Origin of the sequence: Phenylobacterium sp. (genome assembly GCF_031360265.1) — a bacterium.
GTDB lineage: Bacteria > Pseudomonadota > Alphaproteobacteria > Caulobacterales > Caulobacteraceae > Phenylobacterium.
In genome coordinates this window covers 1-18332 of record NZ_JANMBF010000046.1, presented here as the reverse complement: position 1 = coordinate 18332, position 18332 = coordinate 1, and the positions used below count along the sequence as shown (strand labels likewise).

The following is an 18332-nucleotide window of genomic DNA, read 5'->3' as shown; positions in this document are numbered from 1 at the left end:
CGACGCGAACGCCCGCGACCTGCCTTGGCGCGTGCGGCCGCAGGGGCGACCGGCGGGCAAGCGCGCCGATCCGTACCGGGTGTGGCTGTCCGAAGTGATGCTGCAGCAGACCACCGTGCCGCACGCCACGCCCTATTTCCTGACCTTCACCGCCCGCTGGCCGACGGTGAGCGCCCTGGCGGCGGAGGCCGATGGCGAGGTGATGGCCGCCTGGGCTGGCCTCGGATACTACGCCCGCGCCCGCAACCTGCTGGCCTGCGCCAGGGCCGTGGCGCGGGACCACGACGGCGCCTTTCCCGATACCGAGGCCGCCCTGCGCGCCCTGCCCGGCCTTGGCCCCTACACGGCCGCCGCCGTGGGCGCGATCGCCTTCGACCTTGCGACCAATGTGGTCGACGGCAATGTCGAGCGGGTCATGGCGCGGCTGTTCGCTGTGGAAGAGGCCCTGCCCGACGCCAAGGTGGACCTCAAACGCCTCGCAGAGGGCCTGGTCCGCGATGAGCGCCCCGGCGACTGGGCCCAGGCGCTGATGGACCTGGGCGCCACGATCTGCCGGCCCAAGCAGCCGCTCTGCGACCGCTGCCCGATCTCGGCGCATTGCGCGGGCTTGGCGACCGGCGCGCCGGAAGCCTATCCCCGCAAGACCGCCAAGGCCATGCGTCCCCACCGCTTCGGCGTGGCCTATCTCCTGACGCGGGGCGACGAGGTGGCGCTGGTCCGCCGCCCGCCGAAGGGGTTGCTGGGCGGCATGCTGGCGCTGCCGACGTCGGACTGGCGGCCGACCCGCTGGACCGATTTAGAGTCGATAGCCGTCGCGCCAGCGCACCCAGTGACGGCCTGGCGCGAGGTCGGCGCGGTCGAGCACGGCTTCACCCATTTCACGCTGACCCTTGCGCTGTTGCGCGCCGAGGGCGAGATGGGCGGCGCAATCTGGACCCCGCGCGCGGGTCTCACCGCCTTGCCAAGCGTTTTCCTGAAGGCCGCGCGTGCGGGCCTAGCCGATCGTCTCTGATGGTGGTGGCGCTCGGGGGAAGACGAAGGCCAGGATCAGGCCGGCGGTCAGCGACATGGCCAGCGCCGCGGCCGGGATCGCCGGAACGCCGAAGTTGGCCAGCGCCACGCCCCCCAGCGTCGATCCCAGGGCCTGTCCGACAGAGATCACCGAGCCGTTGAGCGCCAGCGCCACCGGGGCGCCGGCCGTCATCTGGATCAGCCGGGTCTGGATCACCGGCGTGATCGAGAACAGCGCCGTGGCCGCCAGGAAGATCGCCAGCGCCACCAGGGCCTTGCTGGGCAGGCCTGGCGGCAGGGCGTGGTGGGTAGCGGCGAAATGGGTGCTCATGGCGATCGCCTGGATGGCGAAGCCCTGCAGGATCCAGGCGCGCCCGACGTTGCGATTGGCCGCCCGGCCGCCAAGCCACAGGCCGACGATCGACCCCACCCCGATCATCGCCTGGAAGGCGCCGACGCCGGCCCCCGTCACGCCCGCACCGACGCGGACGATGGGAGCGATATAGAGATTGACGGTCATGTTGGCAGCGAAGGTCAGGAAGGTGGTCATATAGAGCGGCCAGATCGCGCTGATCTCGAGGATGCCACCCGTTCGTCTGGGCGCCGGCGGAATCCTGGGCAGAAAGGCCAGCACGGCGACCAGCGCGATGGCCGACAACGCCGCGGCGACGAGGAAGGTCGAGCGCCAGCCGAAGATCGATCCGACCACGCTGCCCAGGGGGATACCCAACACGAAGGCGAGCGTCATTCCGCCCGCCACCATGGCGATGGCCGAGCCGCGCTTTTCCGGCGGCGCCAGCGACGCCGCCGCCACGCTGGCGGCCGGGCCGGACATGGCGCCAGCGAGACCCGCGAAAGCGCGCAGCACCAGCAGGGTCTGGAAATTCGGCGTACTGGCGCAGGCGATGTGCAGCCCAAGGCCCAGGCTGAGACCCAGGATCACCACCAGCTTGCGGTCGAGCCGGCCGAGCGCCCAGGCGGCCACCGGTCCCAGCACCGCCGAGGTCAGGACGTAGGCGGTCTGCAACTGGCCGGCGACGGCGGTTGAGACGCCCAGGTCCCTGGCCATGGTCTCCAGCAGGCCCGCGAAGATGAAGGCCGCCGAGCCGAACGCGAAGGTCACCAGGGTGAGGACGAAGACCCTGGGGTTCAAAGCGTTTGTCCGATCATCGAAGCCGCGCGCGGGTCACCGGCGCAACGTGCGCGGGATTGCCGGCGCGGTCCAGCGGTCAGGCGGCGATCTGGCTCCGCACCTTGGCGCGCAGCACGTCGATGGGGGCCAGGCCCTTGTCGGATTTGAAGTGCCAGTAGGTCCAGCCGTTGCAGGCCGGCTGGGCCTGCACCATGGCGCCGACCTTGTGGATCGAGCCTGAGAGATCGCCCACCACCAGGCTGCCGTCGGCGCGGACGCGGGCGGCGTGGCGGCCCTTGTCGTCATAGAGCACGTCGCCGGCGCGCAGCAGGCCCGCCTCGACGATCTGGCCGAAGGGGATGCGCGGCTCGGATTTCTTGGAGCCGGTCACCACCATCTCCTCGGCGGTCGCGGGGATCACCTTGGCGATGCGGTCCTTGGCGAGCCTGGCATAGCCCTCATCGCGCTCGATGCCGATGTAGCGCCGGCCCAGCCGCCTGGCGGCGGCGCCGGTGGTGCCGGTGCCGAAGAAGGGGTCCAGGATGATGTCGCCGGGCCGGGTCGACGCCAGAATCAGGCGATGCAACAGGGCTTCAGGTTTCTGGGTCGGATGGGCCTTGACCCCCGCGGCGTCCTTCAGCCGCTCCTCGCCGGTGCAAAGCGGCAGGCTCCAGTCCGACCGCATCTGCAGCTCGTCGTTGGCCATCTTCATGGCGTCGTAGTTGAAGGTGTAGCGCTTGCCGCCGCGCGACTTGGTCGCCCAGATCAGGGTTTCGTGGGCATTGGTGAACCGCGTGCCCTTGAAGTTCGGCATCGGGTTGGACTTGCGCCAGACGATATCGTTGAGGATCCAGAACCCCAGGTCCTGCAGGGTCGCGCCGACCCGGAAGATGTTGTGGTAGCTGCCGATCACCCACAGCGCCCCGTCGTCCTTCAGCACCCGGCGGCATTCGCTGAGCCAGGCCTTGGTGAAGGCGTCATAGGTGGCGAAGCTCTCGAAGCGGTCCCAGTCGTCATCGACCGCGTCGACCTTGGAATTGTCCGGACGCAGCAGGTCGCCGCCGAGCTGCAGGTTATAGGGCGGATCGGCGAACACCAGATCGACCGAACGGTCCGGCAGCGTCTTCAGCGCCTCGAGGCAATCGCCCTGGATGATGGTGTCGGCGGGAACGCCCATACGCGCCTCATTGAATCGGAACGCTGAATCCTGAGGCCTTATGGTGAAGGACATGTTGCCAAGCGTGGTGAACGAGGTGTTACCGGTCAGCCGTTGACCACTTTGGCGGCGCGTTCGAGCTTCTTCCGCGTGGCGATGACGCTGTTCTGCTGCTTGGGCATGCGGTTCCAGGCGTCCAGCGCGGCGACCTTGTAGGCCTCGGCGAGCGTCGGGTAGTTGAAGGTGTTCTCGACGAAATAGTCGAGCGTGCCCTCCAGATTGAGCACCGCCTGGCCGATGTGAATCAGCTCGGTGGCGCCTTCGCCGACGATGTGGACGCCCAGCAGGCGGCGGGTCTCCAGGGCGAACAGCATCTTCATGAAGCCCGAACCGATGCCCATGATGTGGCCCCGGCTGGTCTCGCGGAACCTGGCCACGCCGCACTCATAGGGAATGCCGCGCTCGCGGGCCTGCTCCTCGCTCATGCCGATGGTCGAGATCTCAGGCACCGAATAGATGCCATAGGGGAAGAACTCCGGCGCCTTGTGGCTGGGCGCATCGAAGGCGTGGCAGGCGGCGATCCGACCCTGTTCCATGGAAGTCGAGGCCAGGCTCGGGAAGCCGATGATGTCGCCGGCCGCATAGATGTGCGGGACGACGGTCTGGAAGGTCGCCTTGTCGACGGCGAGGCGGCCGCGCTCGTCCGGCGCCAGGCCGCAGGCGCCGAGGCCGAGGCCGTCAGTGGCGCCCTCGCGGCCGGCGGAGAACAGCACCATGTCGCAGCGCAGTTCGCGGTCGTCGGCCAGGACCACGCGGCAGGCCTGCGGGCCCTCGACTGTGGCGGAGACCACCTTGGAGCCGAACCGCAGGATCACGCCGCGCTCGCGCAGATCGTGAACAAACTCGTCGGTGACCTCGCGGTCAATGAACGGCAGGAGGCCGTCGTTGGGCTCGATCACCGTGACCTTCACGTCGAGGGCGGAGAAGATCGAGGCGTATTCGACGCCGATCACACTGGCGCCGACCACCACCAGCTGGCGCGGAATGCGGTCGAGATCGAGGATCTCGTCGCTGTCGACGATGGTCTTGCCATCGAAACCGATGTGCGAGGGCCGGTAGGGCCGCGTGCCGACGGCGATCAGGAAACGCTCGGCGGTATAGGTCGCCGCCTCGCCCCGGCCGCCCTCGACCACCAGGCGATGGGCGTCCAGAAAGCGCGCGGCGCCCCGGGCGCTATCGACGTTGTTGCGGGCGAACTGGTGCTCCAGCACATCCACCTCGTGGTCGAGAGTGATGTCCAGGCGCCGGCGCAGGTCGTCGACGCCAATGTTCTGCTTGGCCCGGTAGGCGCGGCCATAGAAGCCGCGTTCGCGCCAGCCGCTGAGGTTCAGCACCGTCTCGCGCAGAGTCTTCGACGGGATGGTGCCGGTGTGGACTGACACGCCGCCGACGCGTCGGCCGCGTTCGACGACCAGCACCCGCTTGTTGAGCTTGGCCGCCTGGATTGCGCCGCGCCGCCCGGCCGGACCTGAGCCGATCACGATCAGGTCGTAGTGGTTCTGTGACAAGGCGGTTCCCCCCGGCGTTCTGCGGGCGAGGGAACATTAGGCCGGCGGGCGTTAAGTAAGCTTTGCCCAGGTGTCGGACTTCCTAGGAGGCTCTGGGGCCATCCAGCGCACATAGGCCCCGTGCGGATGGGTCTCGGCCAGCAGCCGGTCCTCGCCCCCGGGCCAGAGCGTCAGGCGCACCTGCATGACCACCAGGCTTTCCGGCGATGGCTCCATCCGCAGCCAGGCGAACGGCGCGTCCGCCGCGGCCCGCGCGCCGATCTGCTCGATCGCCTGACGCAAGGCTGCCTGGGTCCGCGGCGGCATGTACTGCCAGAACACCGAATGAAAGAGCACGGTCGCCGCCCCGGCCTGAGGCGCGACCCGGCCTTGTGTCCAGGTCACCGCGTCGGCAGCATCGACCGTCACGCCCGCCGCCAGCGCCAGGTCGATGGCCGAGCAAATCCGCGCCAGCCGCTCGGTCTGGTCGGCCCAGATATAGGCCAGCAGCCTGCGGCGCTGATCGGGATCGCGCAGGTCGGTGGGCCGCCGGTCGCAGGCCGCCCGCGCGATCACCCGGACCTGGGCGCCGGTCGCCGGCGGCGGCCCCTGCCAGTCAGTGTCCATGGCGACCCCCGCCGCCGGATCGCCCCAGTGCGGAGCCGAGTCGAGGGGTCCGAAGCTGTAGTGATAGCGGTCCCAAAGGCTGTTCAGCCCGGCGCTGGCCCCGATCTCGAAACACCGCAGCGGCAGGCCGGTGGCGGCGGCGACCTGCAGGAACCCGCCGACCAGGCAGATCGAGCGACGGACCTCGTTGGTCTGCGGCTCGTGGGCCATGAAGGCGGCCAGCCGGTCGTGGCGTTCGATCATCGCCGGCCCCGCCGCCGCCCAGATCGCGCGGGCGTCGAGGGTCCGATAGGCGGCGGAGAGCGCGGGATCGTCGCCGGACAGCGCCAGTTCATGCAACGCCGCGATCAGTCGCAACGGCGTGGCCGCGGCAAACTGGGCAGCCACGTCGGCGTCAGCCCAGGGCTGCATCAGGGACCGGACCGGACCGCCCAGGGTCCAGTCCTCGGCGGCCCGTTCGAGGATTGCGGCGTTGAGCGGCGAGCCGCCGGCCAGGCAGTAACGGGACTGGGCCAGCAGGGCCTGCGGCACGGCGGGGTGATCTTCCATGCTGCTGGATCCCGCGGATTGGCCGCTCACATCAATCTTGATCCAATCGATCAACCTTCAAAGCGCAGTCCATCCTGGCGCGGCGCCCGGCCCGCCAGCGCGAGCTTCACCGGCGCCCAGCCCATGCGGTGGATCGCGCAGGGGCCCAGGGTCCGCAGCGCCTCGACGTGGATCTCGGCGTGATAGCCTTTGTGCCGGGCAAAGCCGTAGCCGGGATAGCGGGCGTCCATCTCGATCATCAGCCGGTCGCGGGCGACCTTGGCGAGGATCGAGGCCGCGGCGATCGACTTCGACTTGCCGTCGCCGCCGATGACGGTGCCGATCTCACACGGCAGGTCGAAGCGATAATTGCCGTCCACCAGGGCGAAGGCCGGCGTCACCGACAGGCCCTCGATGGCGCGGCGCATGGCCAGGCCCGCGGCGCGCAGGATGTTGAGGCTAGCGATCTCCTCGACGGACGCGAACCCCACGCACCAAGCCACGGCCTTGGCCTTGATCTCAGGCTCCAGTGCTTCACGGGTCTTGGCGGAGAGCTTCTTGGAGTCGTCCAGCCCCTTGGGCAGCCGCTTCGGATCGAGGATCACCGCCGCGGCGCTCACCGGCCCGGCCCAGGGTCCGCGCCCGGCCTCGTCCACACCGCAGACCGGGCCGCCGACGAAGGCGCGCTCCAGCCGCATGTGAGGACCCTGGGACATCAGCCCTTCACCGCGTCGTGGCGAAAGCAGTCGGTCAGGTGGTCGTTGACGATGCCGGTGGCCTGCATCCAGGCGTAGACGATCACCGGACCGGCGAACTTGAAGCCCTTGGCCTTCAACGCCTTGGCGACCTCGCCGGCGAGCTCGGTCTTGGCCGGCACCTGGCCGACGTCGGTCCATGTGTTTTGCAGCGGCTTGCCGCCGGTGAAGCTCCAGCAGAATTCAGAGAAGTCCTCGCCTGCGTCGCGCATCGCCAGATAGATCTTCGCCGAGCTGATCGCGGCATCGATCTTGGCATTCGACCTGACGATGCCGGCGTCAGCCATCAGCCGGGCGCGGTCGGCCTCGCCATAGGCGGCCACCTTTTCCGGATCGAAATTGTCAAAAGCCGCGCGGAAGGCGTCGCGTTTCCGCAGGATGGTGATCCAGGCGAGCCCCGCCTGGAAGCCGTCCAGCACCAGCTTCTCCCACAGCGCGCGGGACCCGTATTCCGGCACGCCCCACTCCGTATCGTGATAGGCCTCGTAGAGCGGGTCGCCGGCCATGCCGCGCCAGCCGCATCGGGAAAGGGTCGTAGACATCGCCCGCAGTTTCGGCTGACCCGGACCTGCGACACAAGCAGGAGTTCAGCCAGGGCCGCGACCGTGGCAGTCCTACCCGGCCTCTTCGCCGACAGCCGCCAGGAACCAGGCCGGGCGTTCGACCGTGACCGGCCGGGCATCGACCGTCAGGCTCGCGGCAAGCGCGCGGTCGAGGCGCAGCAAGGCTATGGCGCGGCCCTCGCCGGACGAAGTCACCACGCCGGCCCGCAGGTCGCCGGCCAGGACTTCGGCGCCGGCGGCGGGCGCGGGACCTTCGAAGGCGATCGGCAGCATGCGGCTCTTGATCTGGCCGCGTCGCTTCATCCGCGATGTGGTCTCCTGGCCGACGAAGCAGCCCTTCTGGAAGTCGATGCCGTTCAAGAGGTCGAAATTGGCCTCGATGGGGTAGGTCGTGTCGGCGCCCCAGTCGGCTGGGCCGGGCACGCCCAGAGCCAGCCTCTGCGCCTCGCGGGCGTCCTCGTCGGCCAGGGCCGCGCCGGCGGGAGGCGTCGCGCCGTAGCCGCGCCATCCGAGGGCCGGGAGGCGGGGATCCCTAAACAACCCGCTCATCCCCGCGAAAGCGGGTACCCAGGCGTTTTGTGTTTCAGAGGTTTGGCCGCCCGCGCCCTCTGGGGTGGTCGCGCCGCTACGGAAAAAACCTGGGTCCCCGCTTTCGCGGGGATGAGCGGAGAACAGGATCGACACAGGCGTCTCGTCCAAGGCGATCTCCACCTTGGCCCGCAGGCGATACATCGTCAGACGCTGGACGATCGCCGCGCGGTGCTCGGTCAGCACGTCCAGCCAGCAGCCGTCCGTTCGTCCGACGACGAACAGGTCGTAGAGCAGCCGGCCCTGCGGCGTCAGCAATGCGCCGAACCGCGCCTCGCCCGGGGCCAGCGTCGCCACGTCCTGGGTGATCAGCCCTTGCAGGAAGGTGCGCCAGTCGGGCCCCGAAACGGCGATCAGGGCGCGGCTGGGCCGTGGCGCAAAGGTCAGGGTCTGGCTCATCGGTGCAATTTGGGGCGTCCGGCGGTGGAGCGCCAGTGTGCCGGACTCGAAGTTCGCCTGAGCGTGGTGGCGAGCGCCGAGCGAACTTCAAGTCCTCTAAGCACACTGCAAATATGTGCTGTCTGGCGTGGCTAAGATTGGGAAATTCGCTCTGGGCCAATCCAAGCTCAGGCGAATTTCCCAATGCCACGCCAGCGCCAGTCGCCCTATAGAGGGTCGATGTCCCGCGGCGCGTTCCCGATCCTGTTCATCACCTCCAACCGCATCGGCGACGCCGTGCTGTCGTCGGGGCTGATCAAGCGGCTGGCCGACGAGATCCCCAATGCCCGCTTCACGATCGTCGCCGGGCCGGTCGCGGCCCCCCTGTTCGAGGAGGTTCCGACCCTCGACCGCATCATCGTTTTCGCCAAGGCCAGGAACGGCGGCCACTGGTTCGACCTGTGGCGCCAGGTCCGCAAGGAGCGCTGGGGCCTGGTCGTCGACCTGCGCGGCTCGGGCATCTCGCGGTTCCTGTCGACGCGGCGCCGCGCCATCTGGCGCAAGAACACCGGCTCGCCGGTTCACAAGGTTATCGAAGCCGCGCGCACCCTGAAGATCGAGGACGAACCGGCCGCGCCCTACATCTTCATCTCGCCGGAGACCAACGCCCGCGCCGAGGAGCTTACCGCCGGCGTCGGCCCGATCCTGGCGCTGGCGCCGGCGGCCAACTGGCTGGGCAAGACCTGGCCGATCGAGCGATTCTCCCGCGTGGCCATGCGCCTGCTCGACGCCGAGGGGCCGCTGAAGGGCGGCCGGCTGATGGTGCTGGGCGCGCCGCAGGACCATCCCCTCGCCAAGGGCCTGCGCGACGTGGTCATGCGCAACCAGTTCATCGACCTGACCGAGGACACCGACCTGCTCACCGCCTACGCCTGCCTGAAGCGGGCGCGGCTGTTCATCGGCAACGATTCCGGCGCCATGCACCTAGCCGCCGCCGCTGGAACTCCGACACTGGGATTGTTCGGCCCCTCCAACGAACAGCTCTACGGACCGTGGGGGTCGGACACGCGGGTGGTGCGCGGGCCGCGCGATTTCGAGCAGGTCCGGGCGGTTGACCCCGGCTTCACCCAGGCGCTCTGTCATATGATGGACCTGCGGGTCGACACGGTCGTCAGGGCGGCCGAGGACCTGCTGGCCGCCACGGACGGGGATCATGGCTGAGACTTACGACCTGATCGTCCGGGGTGGCGAGGTGGTGAACCACGCCGGCCGCGGGATGGCCGACATCGGCGTGCTGGGCGGCAAGATCGCCGCCGTCGGCGACCTGGCGCAGGCCTCGGCCGGCGAAGTGTTCGACGCGACGGGGCTGACGGTCATGCCCGGCGTCATCGATACCCAGGTGCATTTCCGCGAGCCGGGCCTGGAGTGGAAGGAAGACCTGGAGACCGGATCGCGCGCAGCGATCCTTGGCGGCGTCGTCGCCGTCTTCGAGATGCCCAACACCGAGCCCACCACCACCGACGAAGGCGCGTTGGGCGACAAGCTCGCCCGGGCCAAGGGGCGCATGCATTGCGACCACGCCTTCTATATCGGCGGCACCCACGAGAACGCCCGCTGGCTGGGGGAGTTGGAGCGGCTGCCCGGCTGCTGCGGGGTCAAGGTGTTCATGGGCGCCTCGACCGGCACCTTGCTGGTGCAGGACGACGCGGGCATCGAGCAGGTGCTGCGCCACGTCAGTCGACGGGCCGCCTTCCATTCCGAGGACGAGTACCGGCTGGCCGACCGCCGGCCCCTGGCCCGCACCGGCGACTGGACCAGTCACCCCGAGGTGCGCGACGCGGAGTCCGCCATCCAGTCCACGCGGCGGCTGGTGCGGATCGCCACGGCGCTGGGCAAGCGCATCCACGTGCTGCACGTCACCACCGCCCAGGAAATCGCCTTCCTGGCCGAGCACAAGGACGTGGCCAGCGTCGAGCTGACGCCGCAACACCTGACGCTGGAAGGCCCGGAGGCCTACGAACGCCTCAAGGGCTATGCCCAGATGAACCCGCCGATCCGCGGGGCCGAGCACCGGATGGCGCTGTGGGCTGGCCTCGCCAGCGGGGTCGCCGATGTGCTGGGCAGCGACCACGCGCCGCACACGAGCGAGGAAAAGGCTCGGCCCTACCCCGCCTCGCCTTCCGGCATGCCCGGCGTGCAGACCCTGCTGCCGGTGATGCTGACCCATGTGGCGGAGGGCCGGCTGAGCCTGGAGCGCCTGGTCGATCTGACCAGCCACGGAGCCAACCGCCTGTTCGGCTTGGCCGACAAGGGCCGCCTGGCCGAGGGGTATGACGCCGACCTGACGATTGTCGACCTGAAAGCGCGCCGCACGATCACCCACGCGATGATGGCCAGCCGCGTCGGCTGGACCCCTTTCGACGGGATGCCGGCCAAGGGCTGGCCCATGGCGACGATCATCCGCGGCCGGGTGGTGATGCGCGACGACGAGGTGGTGAGCCCCCATCTGGGCGAGCCCGTGCGGTTCGGCGAGACGCTGATTGCGTAGCCGCACCATTTTCGCGTGCTGAGCGAATCGAATCGCGAGGCTCGGGGATCACTGATACCGCTGATGTCCGACTTGAGGAGCACAAGCGATGAACGTCGCCAAACTTACGCTGTCCTTGACTGGCGCCGCCATGGCGCTGGCGCTGGCGCTTCCGGCTTCGGCGTCGTCTGTCTTCTCCACCGGCTACGACATGCCCAATGGCGACGGTACGGCCTCGGGCGGCAGCTACAACTACTGGGACAGGTTCTACACGGGCGCCGGGGCCACCACGACGGACGGCGCGGCGCTCAGCGGCGGCAGGGGCGATCTCACCGACGGGATCGTCGCGCCGGCATTCTGGTATCTTACCGAGAACGGCGGCGGCACGGGTCCCTACGTCGGCTGGTACGACGCCGTGACGCCCAAGCCGGTGGTCACCTTCCACTTCGCCGGTGGACCTATGATCGGCGGTATCAATATCCACATCGACAATAGCCATGTCGGCGGCGTGTATGCGCCCGGCGCGATCCTGGTCGATGGAATTTCGCGCAGCTTCACCGGTCCTGCGATCGGTTCGATCGGCTGGGTAGGCATCACCGGCCTCAGCCTGACCGGCGCCAGCCACACCATCGAGTTCGACCAGGGCCCCCTGCACGGTTGGACCTTCGTCAGCGAGATCACCTTCGACGGCAAGTCCGGCGGTGTCCCCGAACCGGCCACCTGGGCGATGATGATCACGGGCTTCGGCCTGGTCGGCGCGACCCTGCGCCGCCGCCGCGCCGCCTTCGCCTGATCGGGCCTAGGCCAGACCCAGTTCGAGCCGCGCACGGCGGGTCAGCTTGCCCGCGATCAGGGCGTGGGCGTTGGTCAGCCAGTCGGTGATGTCGGCGTCGCTGGCGGCGTCGAGCTCGACCGCAACCCAATGGCCCTTGGCGCAATAGGGCGCCTGGCGGCCCGGCCTGCCCTCGGTCAGCGCCACGAAGCCGATGGGGGTGACCTTGAACGACAACCCTCCGGCCAGGCCGCAGATGGCGAACACTTTGCCGCCGACCTTGTAGACGTCGGAGCCGCCCCACTGGACGACCCGGGTGGCCGCGGGCAGACCCAGGGCGACAGCCTCCACCTGCTCGCGGGTCATGCCGGCTTCAGGCCTCGACCCCGACACCGATCGGGCAGGTGACGCCCGTGCCGCCGATGCCGCAGTAGCCGGCCGGGTTCCGCGCCAGGTATTGCTGATGGTAGTCCTCGGCGAAGTAGAACTCACCGGCCGGCGCGATCTCGGTGGTGATCCGGCCGAACCCCCGGGCGCTCAACGCCTGCTGGTAGGCCGTCCGCGAGGCTTCCGCCGCCGCGCCTTGAGCCTCGGTCAGCGGATAGACGCCCGAGCGGTACTGGGTGCCCACATCATTGCCCTGGCGCATCCCCTGTGTCGGGTCATGGCCCTCCCAGAACACCTTCAGCAGCGCCGAGTAGCTGACCACCTTGGGATCATAGACCACCAACACCGCCTCGGTATGGCCGGTGCGGCCGGAACAGACTTCCTCATAGGTCGGATTGGGCGTCAGGCCGGCGACATAGCCCACCGCCGTCACCCACACGCCGGGGACGGCCCAGAACTTCTTTTCCTCGCCCCAGAAGCAGCCCATGGCGAAGATCGCGGTCTCCATCCCCTCGGGGTAGGGGCCTTTGAGAGGGTGGCCGTTGATGACATGGGCCTGGGCCGTGGGAATGGGATGCGCGCGGCCCGGCAGGGCGGTTTCCCGGGTGGGCAGTTCCAGAGCTTTGCGTCCGAACATGAGGTCTCCTTGCGGTCGATCCGCAAGATAGTCCTCCGGGTGGGCATTTGCACGCTTGGCGGAGGCTGACGACCCTGAGGTTTCGTGTCAGTCTGCGGTTTCAAATTCGGGAGAAACACCCATGCGACGCATCGTGACGGCGACTTTGATCGGCGGATGCCTGGCGCTGTTGACCGCGGGGGGGTCGGCGCTGGCCACCGGCGGCGCGGGCGGCATGGGCGGAGGCTCGATGGTTCCGTCCGGCCGGGACGGCGACCTGCAGAACGGCTCCGGCCCGCGCTATGATCCGGCGGCCGAATACGCCAAGGCCATCGCGGCCTTGAAGGCCCAGCAATACAAGGACGCCGCCAAGGCCGCCGAGCATGTCACTGACGCGGCGCCGAAGAACCCCGATGGCTGGCGCCTGCTGGGCGCGGCCAAGGCCGGCGCGAACGACTGGCGAGGATCACGACGGGCCTATGAGAAAGCGGTGAAGCTGACGCCGGAGGACGCCGCGTCCCATGCCGGCCTTGGCCTGGCGCTGGCCTACCTGAAGGACTCCAAGGCCCAGACCGAGGCCGACTGGCTGAAAGCCAGGGCCCAGGCCTGCGGCGACACCTGCCCCGACGCCGCCCGGCTCAAGTCGTTCACGACGGCGGTGGAAAGCGCCATGGCGCCCGCCGCGACCGCCGCGCCCAAGCCGAGCGCCCGGCTGGATCGCTCGATGCCGTTCGCCCCCTCTATGCTGTTTGCCCACTCAATGCTGTTTGGGGGCGTCAAGGAGGGTGACGCGGCCTATGTCCGAGCTGTCGGTCTGATCAATGAACGGCGCTATGACGAGGCCCTGGCCTCGCTCGACGCGGCCGCGGCGACCTTCGGGCCGCACCCCGACATCCTCACCTACCAGGGCTACACCTGGCGCAAGAAGGGCGACTACGCCCGCGCCGAGAGCTACTACCGCCAGGCCCTGGCCATCGACCCCAGGCACATCGGCGCCACCGAATACTATGGCGAGCTGAAGGTCGCCCGGGGCGACATCGCCGGCGCGCGCCTGATGCTGGCCCGCCTGGACCACCTCTGCGCCTATGGCTGCGCGGATGCCGAGGAGCTGCGCCGTTGGATCGACGCCGGCGGCGAACCGCAGCACCCCTAGCGGCCGCCGGGTTCCTCGCGGGCCTGTTGCTTGCGGGGCTCGCGGGCGGCGGCGTGCTGGCCGCCCGCGGTGAGTCGGCGATCCGCGCGATGCAGTGGATGGCGCCCGGGGCCGATCCCGCGCGCGTGCTCGGCTCGTCGCCCACCGAATGCCTGAGGCGTCCGGCCGACCCCTTGGTGGCCCATCGCGTGGAGGTGGGCCGAGCGGCTTTCCGCACACCCCTGGTGCTGGGCGGCCAGGCAGGCCGGGCGGGGATTTCCTGCGAGACCTGCCACCGCGCCGGGCGAAGCAATCCGGATTTCCTGTTCCCGGGCATCTCCGGCGCGCCGGGCACCGCCGATGTGACCAGTTCCCTGTTCTCCACCCACCGGGACAATGGCATCGATGACCCCAAGCCGATCCCCGACCTCTCTGGCCCAAAATCAGCGCTCAAGGTCAGCCAGGCGCGCGGCGACCGGAAGCTCGAGCCGTTCCTCGATGGCCTGATCACGCAGGAGTTCGATGGGCCCGAGCCCAGCCCCGCCGTGCTCGACGGCCTGGCGGCCTATGTCCGGGCGCTGGACCCCGCCGCCTGCCCCGCCGCGCCGCGCCAGCCGCTGGGCGTATCGATGCTGATGGACGACGTGCGGCGCGCGCTGCGCGCGGGGCAGGCGGAGATCGCGCGCGGCGACCCGGCCACGGCCCGCGTGATGATCGCCGCCGCCCGCACTCGCTTGGGGCTGATCGACGAGCGTTTCGACACCCCGGCGTTGGCCGCCAGCCGCCGCGCGCTGCGCGCCGCGGACCGCGAGCTCGCCGACGCCCAGGCCGGGCTGCGCGCCGGGCGCCCGGATGTCTCCGCGTCGCTGGCCGCCTGGCTCAGGCGATCCCGCCCGCTGGAGGCGCGGCTGGTCGGCCAATCACCGCGTTCGCTGTTCGATCCCGCCCGACTGGCCCAGGCCGCCAAGCGGCGCTTGCCCGGCTAGCGCGCAATCTGTATGACCCGCCTTCCGCCGGGAGGCCCGCCCTCCGCCGGCGTTAAGGTGCGGTGGCCGAGTGGTTGAAGGCGCACGCTTGGAAAGCGTGTTTAGGGGAAACTCTAACGTGGGTTCGAATCCCACTCGCACCGCCACCGTATAACCTATTGTTTTAACTGGGTTATTGTGGGTTCAGACTCCTAGAATCGCATGGTTGCTACACCCGATACGGAGTAGCACCAATGGCCACGGGCCTTATCCGCCGCAACGGTCGATATTCCATCCGTCGCGTGATCCCGAGCGACCTTCAACCGCATTACGGAAGGCGAGCGTCACGCTCGGACAGGGACCTGCATCTTCCCCTCGCCCCGCAGGACGACTTCGACAGCAGCTTCACCTGGCGCGTCGAGAGGACTGTCTCCCACGCACTCAGCCTGCAGTACGACCGGGTGCGATTCCTCTTGGAGCCCAACGATCTGACCCGCGACCTCGGAGGCAAGCGCGTCACCGTCTACGACTACCCCGACGGGCGGATGGAGATCCGCCACCAGGGTCGCGCCCTTCCCTACCGCACTTTCGACCTGGTCCGTCGTATCGACCAGGGTGCGGTCGTGGAGAACAAGCGGCTCACCGAGGCGCTGGAGCTTTGCCGACGAATGCAGGCGGACCTACCGCCCCTCAAGCGAAGCGTCACCGCACCCCGCAGATCAGCCCAGGGGCAACACATCTTCACCCAGCTATAGCCGCCCCGCAAAGGGGGGCACGCTGCGCGAACTGATGGCTCGGCGCACCGCCCTCCGCTCCACTCGTGACATCTCTAACGGTGAGAAATCGTGACTTCTCTATCCGGGGTGAACAGCTTACTTCATGCGCTCTTCATACCCCTCGGGCCACCGGTGAGGCGGCAAGGTGGAGCCCAATCCCAGATCGGGGTGCTCGATCCCCGCCAGAAAATAGGCCTCTGCAATACGTAGCCGGTCGAGGCCCCTCGCAATCGAAGCCGCCAGAGGATTCTCCGGGGGCGGCGCTGGCTTCGGCCGATCGACCAGCCAGCGCCACAACGACCGACTACGACGGGAAGCATCCCAGCAGCTCCCGGTCTCGAACGAAGTGCAGATTCCTTCCTCTCCCTTCCACAGGGCAACACAAAGCCAAACATCCGGCTTGTTACCGTACTGGAAGTCGAAGCCCATGTGCTCGATACAATCCTTCGAAACCCGCTCGAAGTCGAACTCGCCAAACCGGCGCTCGCCTTTCCGGGCCCGTTGAGGCTCACACGGAGTCCAACCCAAAGCCAAGGCTTCAGGAACAAGTTCTCTCGCGATCGCAGCCTTCATCACCTTCGGAGCAACCCAGTCGGGCCCACGAGCGCGGCGCTTCCTCGGCTTGGGCTTCGGCCTCAGCCTAGCCGGCCATGACCAAGCCTCGAGCGCCCGCACGATACTGGCGTCTAGGACTTTCAGTTTGACGAACGGAAGGCCCGCAATCCTCGCCCCTCTATCGATAAGGATCGTCAGCCAGGACTTCATGGTAGCCAATCTGACTTAACGGGTAGCCGATGATCGCTCCGACGTCGCGCGGCAGGAAATGATCCACGCGATACCGATCACCGAACTCATTGTAGGCTTCCACCTGATTTCGGCTCAATCGAGCGCTCGGCCCGAACTTCTGCTCGCTCATTTGGCCGAGATATGACCCCTCGTCGAGCACCGTGATTCTCCCGCTCCGGTCTAGCTTGACACGCGCACCGCCGGCGACCGGCATGCGGCCGTTTGCCATCGTGCGGACGCGACCCATCGCTTCGCCCAACTCGCCTTTCGCTCGTATCGGAAGGCCGTTGCTGGACCTGCGGCCCAGATACCCGAACGGCGCAGCGGCATATCCGCCGGCAAGCGCAGACTGGCCGGCTGCTGCCCAGTCGACACCCTGACCGTTCAAGACGTCTTGGACTATTGATGTGGTCGCGCCGCCGACGGCGCCTGCCTGTCCCGGCCGCCCCCGCGCAGAAGCAAGAGCCGTTGCCCCGCCACCTACTGCGGAACCGACATAGTCCCCAGCGGAGCCCAGCCGTCGCCTCTGTAGGTCCGTCATCGCCTGGCTAACGACGCCGCCGCTCGCGCCGACCCCGCCCAATATGGCGGCCTCCCGCGCAACCATTGGCGCAGCCTGCGCTATTCGAACGCCTCCAGCCAGCGCGGCGTCCACTGAGCCAAGAGCCGCGAGGCCAAGCCCCGTGCCAGCAATCTCGCCGATCGTACGCGCGGTGCGATAGTTCCTCGCATCATACTGATCTCGAGCCTGTTCCGTGGCCCAGCGGCTTCGCCACGCATCGCCAAGATCTGCACCCTGGGCCGCGTCGATGAGAGCCCGTCCACCGGCGTAGGCGCGATCACCCAGGCCTAGTGTGAATGCATCCTGCGCGCCTCTGGCCGCGGCCAGCGTCTGATCGACGCCCTGCTGAACTACGGACTTCAGCGCGGGCGGCGACGCTTGCCGCGACGGACTGGCGGGCCGAATGGTGGTCGAACTGGGACGCTTCTGAACGCCCGCGGACCTCCTCGACGGCTGTGGCGACAGCAGCTCAGACCCGAGACGATTAACTTCGGACTGAGTACGCAGAACCAGATCGCGCCCTGTTCGGATGGCATCGCCATAAGCCCTGTGCGCTGCAGCCTCGGCCTCCCGACCAAAGTTCGGGCGTTTATATACTTTGCAAACACGAGAAGCTGAGCTATAACAATCGGGCAAGCCAGAGAGCCCGATATGTCGATCCTTTCCGCCCCTCACTTCCATAACGAAGCCGCCGCCTTTGAGCGGGTGGAAAAGGTCATCTGGCCGCAAGGTCCGGTCTGCCATCACTGCGGCTGCATGGGCCGTATCAGCGCCATCCCGGCGAACCCTGAGAAGCGCGTCCGCTACGGCCTCAAGCGCTGCGGCGACTGCAAGCAGCAGTTCACCGTCCGCATGGGTACGATCTTCGAAGAGTCGAAGCTGCCCCTGCACATCTGGCTTCAGGCCATGCACCTGATGTGCAGCAGCAAAAAGGGCGTCAGCGCCCACCAGCTGCATCGGACGCTGGAGATCACTTACAAGAGCGCGTGGTTCCTGGCTCACCGCATCCGCGAGGCGATGCGCGACGGCGATCTGGCGCCCTTCGGCTCAGGCGGCGGCGACGTGGAAGTTGATGAGACCTACTTCGCCCGCGACCGCCGGTTCTCCCACCGTGGCGGCAAGAGCATGAAGGGCGTCGTCACCCTGGTTGACCGCTCCACCGGCCGCGCCAAGTCCATCGTGATCGACAACGTCACCAGCCGCACGGTCGGCCGGATCGTTGCTGAGAACATGGCGGCCGAGGCCCGGCTGATCACCGACTCCTCCAACGTCTACCTCCGCGTCGGCGCCACCTTCGCCGACCACAAGAGCGTGAACCACAGCAAGGAAGAGTACGTCTCCAAGTTGGACGCCAGCGTGCACACGAACACGGTTGAGGGCTTCTATTCAACATGCTTGGCCTTCTGGGGCTTCTTGGGCGTGGCCTTCCGCTTGCCACCCTTCTTGGCGCCAGACGCTGCGCCGTCAGAGGTCAACGGCTCGGGGTCAATACGGGCCGCGGTAACGCCGGGCAGTGAGCCAAGG

Annotated in this window: 19 protein-coding genes and 1 tRNA gene; 9 read left to right on the top strand and 11 right to left on the bottom strand. The window is 68.3% G+C overall.

The annotated features are described in order from the left end of the window. The coding region (locus tag RMN86_RS04245; protein ID WP_309604589.1) for an A/G-specific adenine glycosylase at positions 1–1012 on the top strand (1012 nt) is incomplete at its 5' end. Here the strand turns inward: RMN86_RS04245 and RMN86_RS04240 are convergent. The 7 genes from RMN86_RS04240 to RMN86_RS04210 form a co-directional block, all read right to left on the bottom strand. Next, complete coding sequence (locus tag RMN86_RS04240) at positions 995–2164, bottom strand: MFS transporter (protein WP_309604588.1); 1170 nt, start codon at positions 2162–2164, stop codon at positions 995–997. The two genes, RMN86_RS04245 and RMN86_RS04240, sit on opposite strands and share 18 nt — an antisense overlap. Before the next feature lie 76 nt (positions 2165–2240). Further along, on the bottom strand, positions 2241–3320 hold the full coding sequence (locus tag RMN86_RS04235) for a DNA methyltransferase (RefSeq protein WP_309604587.1): 1080 nt from the start codon (positions 3318–3320) through the stop codon (positions 2241–2243). An 86-nt stretch (positions 3321–3406) separates the two neighbouring features. Further along, positions 3407–4867, bottom strand: a complete 1461-nt coding sequence (gene sthA, locus RMN86_RS04230) for a Si-specific NAD(P)(+) transhydrogenase (protein ID WP_309604586.1) — start codon at positions 4865–4867, stop codon at positions 3407–3409. Between the two features lie 51 nt (positions 4868–4918). Continuing rightward, positions 4919–6022: a DUF2332 domain-containing protein gene (locus RMN86_RS04225; protein ID WP_309604585.1), complete on the bottom strand. Its 1104-nt coding sequence runs from the start codon at positions 6020–6022 to the stop codon at positions 4919–4921. 50 nt (positions 6023–6072) lie between these two features. Next, complete coding sequence (locus RMN86_RS04220) at positions 6073–6717, bottom strand: ribonuclease HII (protein WP_309604584.1); 645 nt, start codon at positions 6715–6717, stop codon at positions 6073–6075. After that, a complete protein-coding gene (locus tag RMN86_RS04215; protein ID WP_309604583.1) occupies positions 6717–7298 on the bottom strand; it encodes a DNA-3-methyladenine glycosylase I in 582 nt (193 codons plus the stop codon). The genes RMN86_RS04220 and RMN86_RS04215 overlap by 1 nt, the downstream gene beginning before the upstream one ends. Before the next feature lie 72 nt (positions 7299–7370). Next, complete coding sequence (locus tag RMN86_RS04210; protein ID WP_309604582.1) at positions 7371–8306, bottom strand: folate-binding protein YgfZ; 936 nt, start codon at positions 8304–8306, stop codon at positions 7371–7373. A gap of 219 nt (positions 8307–8525) precedes the next feature. On the opposite strand from RMN86_RS04210, the gene RMN86_RS04205 reads away from it, so the two are divergent. The 3 genes from RMN86_RS04205 to RMN86_RS04195 all read left to right on the top strand — a co-directional run bounded on the left by RMN86_RS04205 (position 8526) and on the right by RMN86_RS04195 (position 11605). Then, entirely contained in the window at positions 8526–9506 is a 981-nt protein-coding gene (locus RMN86_RS04205; protein ID WP_309604581.1) for a glycosyltransferase family 9 protein, read from the top strand. Beyond that, positions 9499–10833 carry a dihydroorotase gene (locus tag RMN86_RS04200; protein WP_309604580.1) on the top strand — a complete coding sequence of 445 codons (1335 nt, stop codon included), beginning with the start codon at positions 9499–9501 and terminating at the stop codon, positions 10831–10833. Before RMN86_RS04205 ends, RMN86_RS04200 begins: the two co-directional genes overlap by 8 nt. An 88-nt stretch (positions 10834–10921) precedes the next feature. Further along, positions 10922–11605 (top strand): PEPxxWA-CTERM sorting domain-containing protein, encoded by a 684-nt coding sequence (locus RMN86_RS04195; RefSeq protein ID WP_309604579.1) that lies wholly within the window; start codon positions 10922–10924, stop codon positions 11603–11605. Between the two features lie 6 nt (positions 11606–11611). Here RMN86_RS04195 and RMN86_RS04190 read toward each other — a convergent pair whose 3' ends face one another. Further along, on the bottom strand, positions 11612–11950 hold the full coding sequence (locus tag RMN86_RS04190) for an MmcQ/YjbR family DNA-binding protein (RefSeq protein WP_309604578.1): 339 nt from the start codon (positions 11948–11950) through the stop codon (positions 11612–11614). A 7-nt stretch (positions 11951–11957) separates the two neighbouring features. Next, entirely contained in the window at positions 11958–12608 is a 651-nt protein-coding gene (gene msrA, locus RMN86_RS04185; RefSeq protein WP_309604577.1) for a peptide-methionine (S)-S-oxide reductase MsrA, read from the bottom strand. A gap of 121 nt (positions 12609–12729) precedes the next feature. Here msrA and RMN86_RS04180 point away from each other — a divergent pair, with 121 nt between their 5' ends. The 4 genes from RMN86_RS04180 to RMN86_RS04165 all read left to right on the top strand — a co-directional run bounded on the left by RMN86_RS04180 (position 12730) and on the right by RMN86_RS04165 (position 15439). Then, positions 12730–13740: a tetratricopeptide repeat protein gene (locus RMN86_RS04180; RefSeq protein WP_309604576.1), complete on the top strand. Its 1011-nt coding sequence runs from the start codon at positions 12730–12732 to the stop codon at positions 13738–13740. A 26-nt stretch (positions 13741–13766) separates the two neighbouring features. Further along, on the top strand, positions 13767–14705 hold the full coding sequence (locus RMN86_RS04175; protein ID WP_309604575.1) for a hypothetical protein: 939 nt from the start codon (positions 13767–13769) through the stop codon (positions 14703–14705). Between the two features lie 56 nt (positions 14706–14761). Beyond that, positions 14762–14851 (top strand) — tRNA-Ser (locus tag RMN86_RS04170). Between the two features lie 87 nt (positions 14852–14938). Then, the gene (locus RMN86_RS04165; protein ID WP_309604574.1) at positions 14939–15439 is read left to right on the top strand and encodes a DUF6538 domain-containing protein; all 501 of its coding nucleotides are present in this window, start codon (positions 14939–14941) and stop codon (positions 15437–15439) included. 117 nt (positions 15440–15556) lie between these two features. Here RMN86_RS04165 and RMN86_RS04160 read toward each other — a convergent pair whose 3' ends face one another. Next, the gene (locus tag RMN86_RS04160) at positions 15557–16225 is read right to left on the bottom strand and encodes a hypothetical protein (protein ID WP_309604573.1); all 669 of its coding nucleotides are present in this window, start codon (positions 16223–16225) and stop codon (positions 15557–15559) included. Beyond that, on the bottom strand, positions 16194–16634 hold the full coding sequence (locus RMN86_RS04155; RefSeq protein ID WP_309604572.1) for a hypothetical protein: 441 nt from the start codon (positions 16632–16634) through the stop codon (positions 16194–16196). The genes RMN86_RS04160 and RMN86_RS04155 overlap by 32 nt, the downstream gene beginning before the upstream one ends. A gap of 825 nt (positions 16635–17459) precedes the next feature. On the opposite strand from RMN86_RS04155, the gene RMN86_RS04150 reads away from it, so the two are divergent. Further along, on the top strand, positions 17460–18332 hold an 873-nt coding region (locus RMN86_RS04150), incomplete at its 3' end, for an IS1595 family transposase (RefSeq protein ID WP_309604571.1).